Source organism: Exiguobacterium sp. 8H, from assembly GCF_902506255.1.
Taxonomy (GTDB): domain Bacteria; phylum Bacillota; class Bacilli; order Exiguobacteriales; family Exiguobacteriaceae; genus Exiguobacterium; species Exiguobacterium profundum.
Genome location: NZ_LR733429.1, coordinates 428655 through 442185, shown reverse-complemented (window position 1 = coordinate 442185; position 13531 = coordinate 428655). Strand labels below are relative to the sequence as shown.

Here is a 13531-nt window from a genome sequence, read left to right as displayed (position 1 = left end):
CGTTCCCCCTACATACTTCTAAGCAATGATTCCACAATCAAGTGCCAGCCATCGACCAATACAAACAATAATAATTTAAACGGCAGTGCAATCATGACTGGAGGAAGCATCATCATCCCCATCGACATGAGGACACTCGCAACTACCATATCAATGATTAAAAACGGTAAGAAAATCATGAAGCCGATTTGGAAAGCGGTCTTCAACTCACTGATCGCATAAGCAGGAACCAAAGCGAGGAGAGGTACATCATCAAGTGTCTCCGGCTGCTCGTAATTCCCATACTTTAAGAACAGTTGTAAATCTTCTTGTCTTGTATATTTCGACATGAACTCTTTCATCGTCCCACTTGCCTCATCGAACGCCTCATTTTGTGAGATCTTGTCATCGAGGTATGGTTTTAATGCGTTCTCATTTAAGTCAGAGAGAACTGGAGACATGACGAACAGTGTGATGAACAGTGCCAATCCGACAATCAATTGGTTCGGTGGCGTTTGCTGTGTACCGAGCGCCGGTCGAATGAATGACAAGACGACCACGACACGGGTAAAGCAAGTCATCAAGATTAAAAAGGATGGTGCGAGCGTCAGCAATGTCAACAAAATCAATAGCTTGATGGATGTCGATGTACTGTCCGGTGTTTCTAAATTGATCAATTGCTCAAACGTTGTCATGATTTCTTCCTCACTTCTTCTAGCTGAGCGAGTTGTTTCTTAAAGGTGTCTAAAAATGCATTCGAATTTGACGTTCGGAGTGACAAGGTTTCCGTTTGCTCTTCCTCCATCGTGTCCGCATCAAGTCGATCGATCAGTTGAATCGAATCGCCGACACCGAGTACATATACCTGGTCACCGAGCTTCACGAGCTGAACAGAGCGGTCTTTCCCAAGAGGGACGCCTCCGAGATGTTTCATATGTTGAGTCGCTTTCACGCCTTGTGTTTTGGAACCGAGCCAACGCATCAAAACGATAAATCCGCCGACCACGACCACGAGACTTAACACGACTTTCACGCCATTGCCAATGGTTGACGCTGTCGTTGGAACGTTACTTTCCTGTTCATCTGTCTGTTGTTGCTCGAATTGTTGGTCTACGGTGGCGGCCTCAACCGTGGTTGGACCGAAGAGCCCAACCACGAGAAGAATAATCAACCACCATTTCTTCATTGTGCGACCGTTTTAGAAACTGCTTCGATGACACGCTCTGCATTGAAAGGCTTGACGATAAAGTCTTTTGCACCAGCTTGAATGGCATCGATGACCATCGCTTGTTGTCCCATCGCTGAACACATGATGATTTTCGCATTCGAGTCGAAACTACGAATTTCTTTCAATGCTGCGAGTCCATCCATCTCAGGCATCGTGATGTCAAGTGTGACGAGATCCGGTGTGAGTTCACGATATTTCGCGACAGCGTCCGCTCCGTTTTCCGCCTCACCTACTACGTCATACCCGTTCTTTGTCAAAATGTCCTTAATCATCATACGCATGAACGCTGCGTCATCTACCACTAATACTTTTGCACTCATTCTAAATTCCTCCTTAAACGATTCCGATCCGCTCATGCGGTTGAATAATTTCTGTTACACGTACCCCAAAGTTTTCTTCAATGACGACGACTTCTCCTCTAGCGATTCGCTGTTGGTTGACATAAATGTCTACCGGCTCACCTGCTAATTTGTCGAGTTCAATGATGGAGCCTTGTGATAACTCAAGTACTTCCCGAACGGATTTTTTCGTTCTTCCTAACTCTACTGTCACGTTTAACGGGACATCATACAGCAACCCAAGATTTGCTGGGGCCGTTTCTTGTGACGCCGGTGATTGGAGTGGCATGAATTCCGCCTGACTCACAGCTACTTCCGGCATAGATTTTTGCTTGTTTGGTTGTGGGGCAACGGACTGTGCTGGTTGTTGTGCTTGCGGCTGTGGTTTTGGTGCTTCCGCTTTCGGCTGCTCTTTTACCGGTTCTGATGCCGCTTGGACCTCTCCAGTCGCTTTCATCAACTCGTCGACTAACTGCTTTCCAAACTGAATTGGTGCAATCTGGACAATCGTTGAATCAATCAACGTGCCTACTTTGAGATTGAACTCAATGAGTACCATCGTCTCCCATAGTTCAAGGCGATCGATGATTGTCTGATTTTTTGTTGCATCAAACACTTCGACAAGCGGTGGCGAGATGTCAATTTTCTTCGAAAATACCGTCGATAAAGACGTTGCTGCCGCACCCATCATTTGATTCATCGCTTCTTGAACAGCTGATAAACGAATCTCATCAAGGCTCTCCGGATCAACATTCTCTCCACTTCCACCTAACATGAGGTCGGAGATGATTGCCGCATCTTCGCGAGTCAATACGAGAACGTTTTCCCCCTGGATTCCTTCTGTATAGCCAACTCGAAGTGCCACGTGAGGAGTGGGATAGCGTTCGCGTAACGCTTCAATTCTCACTTCACTGACAACCGGTGTCGTAATTTCAACCTTCTGTTGTAATAATGTTGACAAGGCTGTTGCCGAGTTCCCGAATGAAATATTCCCAATTTCTCCGAGTGCGTCGCTCTCCATCGAATCTAAATGTTCTTCTTTTGCTTCGACTTCTGGCGTCGGCGTATTGTCGCTTGTCCCACGTAATAACGCATCAATTTCATCTTGTGACAGCATCTCACTCATTGCTCTTCCTCCTTCACACGGTGAAGCACTTGAACCGCCATTCGCTTCCCGCTCACACCGACTTGCCCTTTAAATACTTTATTTTCCCCCACCATGACGGACAGAGGTTCTTTTGCTAATTGATCGAGTGCCAAACAATCTCCGACTTCTAGATGCAACAAATCTCCAAACGTGATTGTCGTCCCACCGAGTAAAGATACAACTTCGACTGTCGAGTTCATCAATTGAGCTTTAAGTGGCTCTTTACTCGATTGACTCGCATTCCGTCGATTCGCTTCTTGCATCCAATAATGACTCGATAGTTTGGACAATACCGGTTCGATTGTCACGAATGGAAGACAAACGTTGATGGTTCCGCTCACTTCACCAATCGTCACACCAATCGAAATCAAGACGACCGTTTCGTTTGGTGAAACGAGTTGCAGGAACTGCGGATTCACTTCAACAGCTGACATTTCTGCTTTAATCTCAGCAATCGATTCCCAAGCATCCCCATAAGTCGAAAAGGCTCGTTTGTACAATTGCGTCAAAATCCGCATCTCAATTTCGGTGAACGATTCGATTTTATCCATCTCGACACCAGGACCTCCGAGTAACCGGTCTAGCATCGCGTATGAGATGTTCGGATTGACTTCGATGATGAATCGTCCGTTTAACGGTGGCGCCTCAATCAAGTTGATCATCGTCATGCTCGGAATGGAATGAATGAATTCATCGTACGGTAATTGTTCGACCGAGTTGACCGAAAACTGAACATATGTGCGAAGTTGAGCCGAGAAAAATGTCGTGAGCATACGCGTGAAATGTTCGTGAATCCGAGTTAAGCTGCGAATTTGGTCTTTTGAAAATCGAACGGCTCGCTTGAAGTCGTATTGTCGAACTTTCTTCTCTTCCTCTTGCGCGAGAAAGGAGTCCGCTTCGACATCCCCACTGCTTAAAGCAGATAGTAAGGCATCAATTTCTTGTTGAGACAGTACTTCTCCCATGATGCCACCTCACTGAATAATTTTCTTCGTCATATAGACGCGTTGGACTTCACCTTCTTCAAGCAGTCCGTTAAGTTGTTCTCGTAATGTTTGTTCGAACTTTTGCATATCTTCTTTTGTTGCCAATTGGGCTTTCGTCATCCCGGATAAATCACCCAAAATGACGTTGTGAACTTGGAACTTGCGTAGTTCTAAATTCTCTTTCGTTTCAGCCGAATCTGTGACAATCGTAAATTGAACGTTGATGAAACGCTCGTCTTGAATGTTGGTCGTCATGTCATCAGTCATGAAACTCCGTTCTGCCAACTCTTCAGCTGTGACAGGTTTCGTTTTAGCAGTGACGTTATCACCAAAGACATATTTGTAAGTCATGAATCCGGCACCGCCCATGACGAGCAGGACGACAAGCAGGATGATTACGACTTTTAGGCCGCCACCTTTTTTCTTTTCTTCTTCACTCATCTTCTTCACCTCTTGTGAACATCGTTCCGACTAAACCGATTGAGCGGTAAAAGGCTTCAGTTCGTTCAATGATTTGATCTTTCGTTTCTTTTACGAGATATGTTTTGCCATTAAACAATTGGATGATCGTGTCGGGCTCTGCCTTCACCGTTTCGATGAGCAAAGCGTTCAGCACGAACTCCTCACCGCGAAATGCCGTGACGCGAATCATCAGCGTTTCAAGTTGACGAGCTCTTGAAGGATCTCGTCCGATGTTGTGATAATTCGTGTGTTCGCCTGGAATCCACGCTGTGCCACGATCATTTCTGTGAACTCTTCTGAAAGGTCAACGTTTGACATTTCGAGTGCGCCTGAGACAAGTTCACCACGACCGTCAGAACCAGGTACGCCAAACTGTGGAGCACCGGAGTTTTGCGATTGTACGAAGTTGTTGGCACCGACTTTTGATAAACCGGCGTTGTTCGAGAAGTTCGACGTCACGATATACCCAGCGATTTGTAATTCACCCGCACCATCAACAAAACTAACTTGTCCGTCTTTACTGATTGAAAGTGAACGAGCATCTGTTGGGATTTTAATTCGTCCATACTCAGGTGCTTTTGCAGTAGTATCATCCGCTGCATAGAATGCCAAATCTGCTCCTGGTCCAGTGAAGTCCCCTGCAACTGGAGTCGCAGCCACTCCTGGAGTTCCAGATGCTGGCAAAGTACTAGTCCGTGATCCAATGAGGTACGTACCGTCGCCCGTCACCAAGTTTCCTTGATTGTCCGTATAGAAGTTCCCTGCTCGAGTGTATTGGATTTGACCATTGACCATCGTCGCATAGAATCCTTCACCTGAAATCCCGACATCAAGCGCACGCCCTGTATTTTGCATTGCGCCTTGGTTATATACGTTATCGACCGTCGCCATGGTGCCCCCGAGACCGACTTCCTTCGGGTTAATACCACCTGTTGTCGCATTCCCAGCCGACGCACTTCCGACTTGCTGGCTAACGAGATCTTTAAAGGTAACGCGCCCTTTTTTATAACCAAACGTATTGACGTTGGCGATGTTGTTCCCGACGACGTCTAGCTTCGATTGGAAGTTCTTCAATCCACTGATTCCTGAGTACATTGCTCTTAACATAATGCATTCCTCCTATGCTTATTTGATCGATGTGATATCGTACACGCTGACGGATGTTCCGTCTTCAAGATCGGCCATATATCCGGTTAAGTCGTTACGAGAAATGGAAACGACACGACCTGTGCCTTTCGTCGTCTCTTCACTCGTTTCGGTTGTAAAGTTGATTGTTTTCCCAATCATGCTACTGTATTCAGAAATCGAAGACATGTGACGGTCAACGAGAACAGAATCGAGTTGTTTCGAAATCGTTTGCATTTGTTCGAGCGATGAGAACTGTGCCATTTGTGCGATGAATTCTTTATCTTCCATCGGTGACATCGGGTCCTGGTTCGCGATTTGAGCGAGAAGCAACTTCATAAACATGTCTTTATCGTATTGATTTGTCGCTTTTGGGAGCGACTGATCTGGCAATGTATAATCATTCGTCTTCGGTTGGATGCTCGTCATCTTCAGACCCTCCTTTAGGCTGTTCTTGTGGTTGTTCTTGTTCCGGTTGCTCGGAACCATCGGACAAGGCTGATTTTGAATCGAGCGCTTGCTGTGTCAAGTTGACCTCGATCCGAACGTTTTGCGAATGGGGTGTCAACGTTTGTTGCAACTGTTGAACCTGTGACTGGATCAGTTGCTTCGCCTCTTGATTGCTGGCAAACATCTTGACGACAAGTTCTCCATTCTTCCGCTCTAGCTTGACGACGAGTTCCCCTAACTGCTCCGGATACAATCTTACAGTGAAGACTTTTGAACCATCTGCCCCACTTTTGAACGGTGCCTTTTGCAAAGCCGCTTCAATCCGAGCTTGTAAATTTTCAGGAAGGGATCCTTTCGAAGCATACATGACCGTGTCCACGTCAATCTGTGGTCTTGACCAGTTCATCCCTTTCGGCATCCAGTCTACGTTATTTGGCTGTAGCGCAGGTTTTGCGATTTTTACGGTTTCAACATTTGGCAAGACGGGAACTTCTTTCAATGTACCTTCGATTGGTCCTTTATACTGTGTGATGATCCGTTGCATCGTTTGAACCTGTTTGGCAAGTTCTTGGTTTGGAACTTGTTGAGTTAGTGCAATGTTGGTCGTCTGAGCATTTCCCTCTGTTTGCTTCGTAGTATGGACTTTCGGCGTAGTCGTCGTCTGTACAATCGCCGGTAAAACCGAAGACGGGATTTCAGTCTCAGGCGAAGGATTAGACAATTGACCGAGTAAACTTACATATGCATCCATAAACGTCCGATACGCATCTTGTGGCAGTGATTTTAGCCACTTCAATGTATCAGGCTTTTGAAACCATGTTTCGAGTTCCTGTGCCACTTTTTCCAAATCGACTGATCCTTCAGGAAGCACACCTTCTTCAAGTTGAGGAAGTTCTGCCTGCTCCCCTGAGCCTTGCATTGGGGCAAGCATCGCAGAAAGGAGGCTTAAAAATCCACCTGCTCCCTGTGATTCTCCCTCCACTGCTCCAGTACGAGCCATCGATCCTTGAATGGCTTGCGTCAATAAAGCGATATTCAATGTTGGCCCTCCCTTCTTGTGTTCATTGGAGAAGCTGCGTCACAACCGCAGCCTGTTGCGCATTCATTCGTCCTAAGATGTCTGCCTGTTGCTTAGGTGATAGCTCCTTCAACAGTTCAGCAACTTGAGGGCTTTCGAGTTCACCCATAATAGCTGCCGCCTGTTTGGCTGACATTTCTTCATAAACGCTGGCGACATCAGATGAGGTCTCCTCTTCTTTTGACGCTGCCTCTAGTTCCGAGACGAGTCGATCTCGTTCACGAATCAAATCGGTGATTTCTTCTTGTCTAGCCTTTACTTCGTTCGTCAATTCAACATTTTCGTTGCGAAGTTTTTCAATCTCACTGTTCGCCGCTTTTAATCGGTTCGCTGCGTCCGAATCGATTCCCGTCACATTCACCTGCGTCTCCGTTTTTTTTGATTCTTCCGTTTTCTCGTCCTCGTTCACTTCTAATAAGGGAACGGATAAGAGCGGACGGTCCATCGCATAGTTCATGACGACAATCCCACCGACTAAGATTAAGATTGCTGGAATGAGGACCAACGCCACAATCATTTGCTTGCCTCGTTTATTGTTCTCTTTTGCCATGCTACTTCCCTTTCCCATGATGAATCACAGCAAGTTCATCCATCATTTGTTGCTCTGTAAGTTTAGCTACCGTCATCTCTTGCATGCTGACCTTTTCATGGAGCGTCACGTATTTCTTTTCTTCCACCACTTTACCGAGCAATCGTTCTTGCGACGCATGATAGCGATTGCGGGCCTGTTGTACGACGAGCTGTTGCGTTTCGATTTGACGTTTCACTTGCTCTCGCGTCTTTTCTCGATACTGCGACATGAGAAGGTCGATGTTTCCAGATTGTTCGTCTTGGTGTTTGATGAGCGACTCATACATGAGAAGAAGGTCATATAGCTTCTCCATCTCTGTCTCAAGTCTTGCCTTAAATCCTCTGACTTCTATGGCGGCATCTTCTTTTTCATGTTCCGCAATCGGCATGATTCGTTCTAATATGAGTCTATTCATGATTCACCTCGTGCAATATGTGACAAGTGGGTCATCGTCTGTTCGAAAGCAGCATCTTCTTCGATCGATTGTTTCAAAAACGTCAACAAGTATGGATATTTCTCCACAGCGGTATCAATTGAAGGATTGGTGCCTTTTTTATACGCTCCGATATTGATTAAATCTTCCGCGTCAATATAGGTCGCGAGCCAACTGCGGAACGTTTGAGCTGCATCTCTGTGTGAAGGGGAAGCGATTTGGTTCATGACCCGACTGATGGATTTCAGTACATGGATTGCCGGGAATTGCCCACGGTTTGCGAGCGCCCGGTCCATCACAAAGTGTCCGTCTAAAATCCCCCGCACCGCGTCGGCAATCGGTTCATTCATATCATCCCCGTCGACGAGGACCGTATAGAACGCAGTGATTGAACCTGTCGCCGCTGTTCCACTTCGCTCTAATAGTTGAGGTAACATGGCGAATACGGATGGGGTGTACCCTTTCGATGTTGGGGGTTCGCCCGTCGCAAGACCAATCTCACGCTGTGCCATCGCAAAACGTGTCACCGAGTCCATCATCAAGACCACTTCTTTCCCTTGGTCCCGGAAGTACTCGGCAATCGCGGTCGCCGTGTAAGCTCCCTTCAACCGGACAAGCGGGGGTTGGTCGCTTGTCGCTACAATCACGACGGAACGAGCCATGCCTTCTGGTCCAAGTTCTTTTTCGATGAACTCTTTTACTTCCCGACCCCGTTCTCCAATCAAGGCGATGACGTTAATATCTGCCGAAGATCGTTTGGCAATCATCCCGAGCAAGGTCGACTTCCCTACACCGGAACCAGCAAACAAACCGACCCGTTGTCCTTTTCCTACAGTCAACAGTCCATCAATCATGCGTACACCGGTCGACAGCGCATCTAAAATCCTTGGTCGATTCAAAGGATTCGGAGGTTTACGTTGAACGTCGTAACGCTTACCGGTCACAAGACGCTCACCTGAAAGTGGACGTCCCAAACCATCGAGCACTTGACCAATCAACTCTTCCCCTACAGGAACTTGAAGCATTTTTCCCGTTCCCTTTACAAGACACCCTGGCGCAATTTGCGTAGTTTCACCGTATGGCATGAGCAGAACACGCTCTTCATTGAATCCGACAACCTCTGCTTCAACCGTTTCATTCGACGGAAGGACAATCAAACAGCGTTCTCCGACAAATGCACTCGGCCCATTCGACTCAATCATCAATCCGATGACACGGCAAACTCGACCGATTTTTCGTGTGAACTCGCCGTCCGAAGACTGCTTGATTGAGTCAAGAACCTGCTCAATAAGCACCATCCGCTAAAACCTCCTCGATTTTAGCTTGAATCCGTTCGAAACTATACGTTAAATCGACTTCATTCCCACGATGTGGCGACTCGATTCGGACTGCCGTTTCATCCAATGATCCGTCCCCACGATATTTCAAAGGGGGTGTCTCCTCTGTCCGCCACATCGCTTCGAATTGCTGAATCGAGGCAAGACGTGTCGGATGAACAAAGATTGTGATTGCTTCGGCATCGATCCAATGTGACATTTGATCACGGATCATCGTCGCAAAGAGTTCTTCATCTTTCCGAACAAGTTCCGTTGTCACATGTGCACTGACCGAGATTGCCAGCTCAATGAGTTGTTCTTCCGCTTGTCTCCATTTTTCTTCAAATAAGAGTTCAAGTTCGGTCGAAACGGAATTTAATCTTGTGGTGATGTCCTCGAACTCAGCCAATCCGTCCTGTCTACCTTGAAGGAGACCTTCCTGATACCCTTCTGAACGCGCCTCCTCGAACACCTGTTGTTTCAACCGCTCCAACTGTTCGACTTCGGTCAACTGAAACTGTTGAAATGCTTCTTCGTCCTGCTTCAACTTCTCATAGCGCGACTGAATGACATCGTGATGATTGATTCCGTCATTCGGTTCTATAATGGGTGTTTCTAAGCGCTTGGATTCAATCCGTTGCGGAATATTCGATGTTGCACGTTGGCGTTTGATCACATTAGACAACGATGTCATCTCCTCCACCTCGACTGATTACAATCTCACCGACGTCCTCTAGGCGACGAATGATTCCGACGATTCGGCTCTGTGCCTCTTCGACGTCACGCAACCGTACCGGTCCCATGAATTCCATATCTTCTTTGAACGTTTCGACCATACGTTGTGACATGTTTTTGAAGATAATTTGTTTGACTTCCTCCGAAGAGACCTTGAGCGCAAGTAACAAGTCGTCGTTCGCCACTTCGCGAATGATTCGTTGAATCGCACGAGAATCGAGCGTAACGATATCTTCGAAGACGAACATCCGCTTTTTGATTTCTTCTGCAAGTTCCGGGTCTTCGATTTCGAGCGCATCGAGAATGGTACGTTCGGTCGTCCGGTCTACACCGTTCAAGACTTCGACGACTGCTTCGATTCCACCAGATTGGGCATAATCTTGCATATCCGTCTGCGACAAGTTCTTCTCAAGGATTTGTTCCACTTCATGGATGACGTCTGGATTGAGTCGATCCATCGTCGCAATCCGTTTTGCGACTTCCGATTGAATCTCAGGTGGAAGTTCCGAGAGGATTTGCCCTGACTTGACGGGTTCTAAATGCGCTAAGATTAACGCAATCGTCTGTGGGTGCTCGTTTTGGATAAAGTTCAATAACTGTTTCGGGTCTGCTTTTCGTGCAAACTCGAACGGTCTGACCTGTAAGGTGGAAGTCAGACGATGAATCAATGCCATCGCCTTGTCTTCACCAACTGCTTTTTCAAGGACAGTTTTCGCAAACCCGATTCCACCCTGAGTGATATAACTTTGTGCCATGGCGAGTTCATGGAACTCACCGAGAATACTATCCTTTTCTTCCGGGGACACTTTTTTTAACGCTGAAATTTGAAGCGTCAGTTGTTCCATCTCTTCTTCTGAAAGATGTTTGTAGACGTTCGCTGCCACTTCAGGTCCCAGGGAAATCATGAGCATCGCTGCTTTTTCGCGATTCGATTGTTTTGCATAGTTCACGTTACTCACTCCTCAGACATCCAAGTACGAAGCAGTTTAGCAAACTCTTCTGGATTACTTTCAGCTAATTTTTCTAACTGTTTCTTCTTCACTGCACCTTCGCCTCGCTCTTCGAGGTCTAGGTCAGGTACTTCATCTTCATATGGAACTTCCCATTCGTTCGTCTCTTCCACAACCTCTTGCTTCCGTCTACGCATCGCGAAGAAGATCAAGGCAAGAATTACGACTGCACCCGCCGCTGCCGCATACATCCACCAAGGTGTCGGTTGCTCTGTTGCTGCAACCTCTTCCACTTCAGCGAACGGTCTCGACACGACGACAACTTTCTGTTCGAGTTCAGCATCCGTGATGGCTTCATCCGTCTTCGCTAACGACGTCCGAATAATGGAATACATCATCGTCTCGAGGTCGCCTTCTAACTGCGGATCGATACTTGTTGCGCCATCTGGTGGTTCAACGATGAGTTGGACTCCGAGGTCACGAATCGTATATGGTGCGTTTTGAATCTGCTTCGTGATGCGGTTGACCTCGTAATTGATGATTTCATGATTCTTTTCACTTTCTTCTGTGCCATCGCCAGTCGCTGCCGGGAAGTTGATTGTGTCGTTCTCACCAGTTCCCGTCGCTTCTGTCGCCGTACCTGTTCCGCCAGTGTATGCTTCAGCAATCCGCTCGGCAGACGTGACGATGCCTTCCATGTTTTCTTCATCGACCGGCGTGACAAGATTCTGTTCTTCAGCCGTTTGTGTCGTGTCGATGTCTGCTGTGACGGAAACGAGTACGCTCCGTTCGCCGAGTAGAACCGAGAGCATCTGTTGGATTTGTTGACGTACGTCTTTTTCGACTTGTCGCTTCAACGCCAATGGATCTGACGAGGAACCTCCAGCAACAACAGTCTGGTCGAGATCATAATACGTGAAGTATTGGTCCATAATTGAAATGTTTTCCGGTTTCAAGTTCGGGACACTCTTACTAATCAAATGATAGAGACCTTTTACTGTGTTTGGTTCTAAATTCGTCCCCGCTCCGATGTTCAAGACGATGGACGCGGTAGGCTCACCTTGATCTTCTGCCAAGAAGACAGACTTCTCAGGAAGTGAGATGATTACTTTCGCTTGATTGATTCCTTCAATCTGTGTGATGAGTCGCTCTAGCTCCGTCTGCATCGCACTACGTTCGATGACAGCCATCTCACGGTCTGTCGTTCCGAACCCTGCGTTTTCGCTGAAGAAACTATAATCAATCGAGCCGGACTTTGGAATCCCGGCAGCAGCCAAACTCACTTTCAACTGATCGACCATTTCAGTCGGCACATACACGCTCACACCGTTCGAAGTCGCCTTGATTTCCGACTGTACCCCGTCTGCTGTCAACTTCTCTGTCACTTCGCCCGCTTCTTGAGCAGACAAGTTTGTATAGAGAGGTGCCATGTTTGGCCTTGAAAGGAAGAATGTGAGTACGAGGGCCGCGATTAGTATGACCGCAATCGAGATGCCCCATACGAGTTTACGTTTCGCTGGCATCGCCTTTAATGCACCGGTCATGGATTTGAATCGTTCTTTTAATTGTTCATTCATCGCAACTTGTCATCCTCTACAATTAAACTTGCATTCGCATCATTTCTTGATAGGCCTCAACAGCCTTGTTCCTCACCTCGATGGCAAGTTGCATCGCAATCGACGACTCTTCACTTTGAATCATCACCTGATGAAGGTCAGCTTTCCCGACCGCCAAATCTTTACGGGCTTGACTAGTCGCTTGTTGTGTCTCATTCAATGCGTTCATCGCTTCATTCAAGTATGACCCAAATTGAGATGGGTTCGTTTTATTCAGTGATGGCGTGAGTTCTGGGCTCATCAATTGAATTGGATTAATTTGCATCCGTTAACACTCCTTATCCTTTACCAATCTCCATCGCTTTTACGAGCATCGCCTTCGAGGCGTTCATCGCTGCAATGTTTGCTTCGTACGAACGAGTCGCACCCATCAAATCGACCATTTCTTTCAAGAGATCGACGTTCGGCATTTGTACGTACCCTCGCTCATCCGCATCGGGATGATTCGGGTTATAAGCCAATTTATACGGTGCATCGTCTTCGATGATTTGAGATACCTGCACCCCTCCATTAACGGCATCCATTTGCTTCCGGAATGGCGCTTCTTGCAACACGGTCATCTTTCGTGTGTATGGTTGCCACTCTCCGTCCACGAGTCTCCCACGAGTCGTCTGAGCGTTGGCGATGTTCGCCGACACGGTATCCATTCGTAGCCGTTGTGACGTCAACGCTGAAGCTGAAATATGAAAACTATCAAACATTCCCATTGATTAACGACCTCCCCGAATAACAGATTTTAATCCCCCGAGCCTACGATTCAATTGCTCCATCATCGCCTCATACTGGAGTTGGTTTCGTGCCAGCTCACTCATTTCATAATCCAAGTCGACGTTGTTGCCATCACTCCTCATGGCGCCACCAGCTCGATCGATGACCTTCGACTGGGTCGAGTCACTCGGACGACCACCTTGCAGCTTGAGTCGCATCTCACTCTGAAGCGTCTGCTCAAACACAGCCTGTTTGGCTTTGAAATTCGGCGTATCAATGTTTGAAAGGTTATGACTGATGACCTTTTGGTTAAGGACTGAATGGTTGATGGCTTGCTTTAGTAATTGATAGTCACTACCAATCCAATTCACGGCGTTCACTCACTTTCATATAATGACTACTAAATATA

19 protein-coding genes are annotated in these 13531 nt (G+C 47.0%); all 19 read right to left on the bottom strand.

Features of this window, described 5'->3' with window-relative positions; all coding sequences use genetic code 11:
• Positions 1–8: 8 nt before the first annotated feature.
• Genes fliP through flgB form a run of 19 tightly spaced genes read right to left on the bottom strand, consistent with a single transcriptional unit; the run spans position 9 to position 13493 of the window.
• Positions 9–674, bottom strand: coding sequence for a flagellar type III secretion system pore protein FliP (gene fliP, locus GVY43_RS02220; protein ID WP_074037237.1), 666 nt, complete (start codon positions 672–674; stop codon positions 9–11).
• A complete protein-coding gene (locus GVY43_RS02215; protein ID WP_074037238.1) occupies positions 671–1165 on the bottom strand; it encodes a flagellar biosynthetic protein FliO in 495 nt (164 codons plus the stop codon). The genes fliP and GVY43_RS02215 overlap by 4 nt, the downstream gene beginning before the upstream one ends.
• Positions 1162–1527 carry a response regulator gene (locus GVY43_RS02210; protein WP_015881400.1) on the bottom strand — a complete coding sequence of 122 codons (366 nt, stop codon included), beginning with the start codon at positions 1525–1527 and terminating at the stop codon, positions 1162–1164. The genes GVY43_RS02215 and GVY43_RS02210 overlap by 4 nt, the downstream gene beginning before the upstream one ends.
• Before the next feature lie 13 nt (positions 1528–1540).
• On the bottom strand, positions 1541–2671 hold the full coding sequence (gene fliY / locus GVY43_RS02205; protein WP_159562094.1) for a flagellar motor switch phosphatase FliY: 1131 nt from the start codon (positions 2669–2671) through the stop codon (positions 1541–1543).
• Positions 2668–3657 (bottom strand): flagellar motor switch protein FliM, encoded by a 990-nt coding sequence (fliM, locus tag GVY43_RS02200; protein ID WP_159562093.1) that lies wholly within the window; start codon positions 3655–3657, stop codon positions 2668–2670. Before fliM ends, fliY begins: the two co-directional genes overlap by 4 nt.
• Before the next feature lie 9 nt (positions 3658–3666).
• Positions 3667–4119, bottom strand: coding sequence for a flagellar basal body-associated FliL family protein (locus tag GVY43_RS02195; protein WP_015881397.1), 453 nt, complete (start codon positions 4117–4119; stop codon positions 3667–3669).
• Positions 4112–4330 (bottom strand): flagellar FlbD family protein, encoded by a 219-nt coding sequence (locus GVY43_RS02190; protein ID WP_031421671.1) that lies wholly within the window; start codon positions 4328–4330, stop codon positions 4112–4114. The genes GVY43_RS02195 and GVY43_RS02190 overlap by 8 nt, the downstream gene beginning before the upstream one ends.
• Positions 4330–5247 carry a flagellar basal body rod protein FlgG gene (flgG, locus tag GVY43_RS02185; RefSeq protein WP_074037241.1) on the bottom strand — a complete coding sequence of 306 codons (918 nt, stop codon included), beginning with the start codon at positions 5245–5247 and terminating at the stop codon, positions 4330–4332. The genes GVY43_RS02190 and flgG overlap by 1 nt, the downstream gene beginning before the upstream one ends.
• An 18-nt stretch (positions 5248–5265) precedes the next feature.
• Positions 5266–5694, bottom strand: coding sequence for a flagellar hook capping FlgD N-terminal domain-containing protein (locus GVY43_RS02180; protein WP_074037242.1), 429 nt, complete (start codon positions 5692–5694; stop codon positions 5266–5268).
• Positions 5666–6754, bottom strand: a complete 1089-nt coding sequence (locus tag GVY43_RS02175; RefSeq protein WP_159562092.1) for a flagellar hook-length control protein FliK — start codon at positions 6752–6754, stop codon at positions 5666–5668. The genes GVY43_RS02180 and GVY43_RS02175 overlap by 29 nt, the downstream gene beginning before the upstream one ends.
• Before the next feature lie 22 nt (positions 6755–6776).
• Positions 6777–7343 carry a MotE family protein gene (locus GVY43_RS02170; protein ID WP_159562091.1) on the bottom strand — a complete coding sequence of 189 codons (567 nt, stop codon included), beginning with the start codon at positions 7341–7343 and terminating at the stop codon, positions 6777–6779.
• 1 nt (position 7344) lies between these two features.
• Positions 7345–7779 carry a flagellar FliJ family protein gene (locus tag GVY43_RS02165; RefSeq protein ID WP_159562090.1) on the bottom strand — a complete coding sequence of 145 codons (435 nt, stop codon included), beginning with the start codon at positions 7777–7779 and terminating at the stop codon, positions 7345–7347.
• Complete coding sequence (gene fliI / locus GVY43_RS02160) at positions 7776–9095, bottom strand: flagellar protein export ATPase FliI (RefSeq protein ID WP_159562089.1); 1320 nt, start codon at positions 9093–9095, stop codon at positions 7776–7778. Before fliI ends, GVY43_RS02165 begins: the two co-directional genes overlap by 4 nt.
• Positions 9082–9807: a FliH/SctL family protein gene (locus GVY43_RS02155; protein ID WP_159562088.1), complete on the bottom strand. Its 726-nt coding sequence runs from the start codon at positions 9805–9807 to the stop codon at positions 9082–9084. Before GVY43_RS02155 ends, fliI begins: the two co-directional genes overlap by 14 nt.
• The gene (gene fliG / locus GVY43_RS02150; protein ID WP_026826250.1) at positions 9791–10798 is read right to left on the bottom strand and encodes a flagellar motor switch protein FliG; all 1008 of its coding nucleotides are present in this window, start codon (positions 10796–10798) and stop codon (positions 9791–9793) included. Before fliG ends, GVY43_RS02155 begins: the two co-directional genes overlap by 17 nt.
• 5 nt (positions 10799–10803) lie before the next feature.
• On the bottom strand, positions 10804–12375 hold the full coding sequence (gene fliF / locus GVY43_RS02145; RefSeq protein WP_078146698.1) for a flagellar basal-body MS-ring/collar protein FliF: 1572 nt from the start codon (positions 12373–12375) through the stop codon (positions 10804–10806).
• Between the two features lie 22 nt (positions 12376–12397).
• On the bottom strand, positions 12398–12679 hold the full coding sequence (gene fliE, locus GVY43_RS02140) for a flagellar hook-basal body complex protein FliE (protein ID WP_074037250.1): 282 nt from the start codon (positions 12677–12679) through the stop codon (positions 12398–12400).
• 13 nt (positions 12680–12692) lie between these two features.
• Positions 12693–13121 (bottom strand): flagellar basal body rod protein FlgC, encoded by a 429-nt coding sequence (gene flgC / locus GVY43_RS02135; RefSeq protein WP_074037252.1) that lies wholly within the window; start codon positions 13119–13121, stop codon positions 12693–12695.
• A 3-nt stretch (positions 13122–13124) separates the two neighbouring features.
• Positions 13125–13493 carry a flagellar basal body rod protein FlgB gene (flgB, locus tag GVY43_RS02130; RefSeq protein ID WP_074037939.1) on the bottom strand — a complete coding sequence of 123 codons (369 nt, stop codon included), beginning with the start codon at positions 13491–13493 and terminating at the stop codon, positions 13125–13127.
• Positions 13494–13531: the final 38 nt, after the last annotated feature.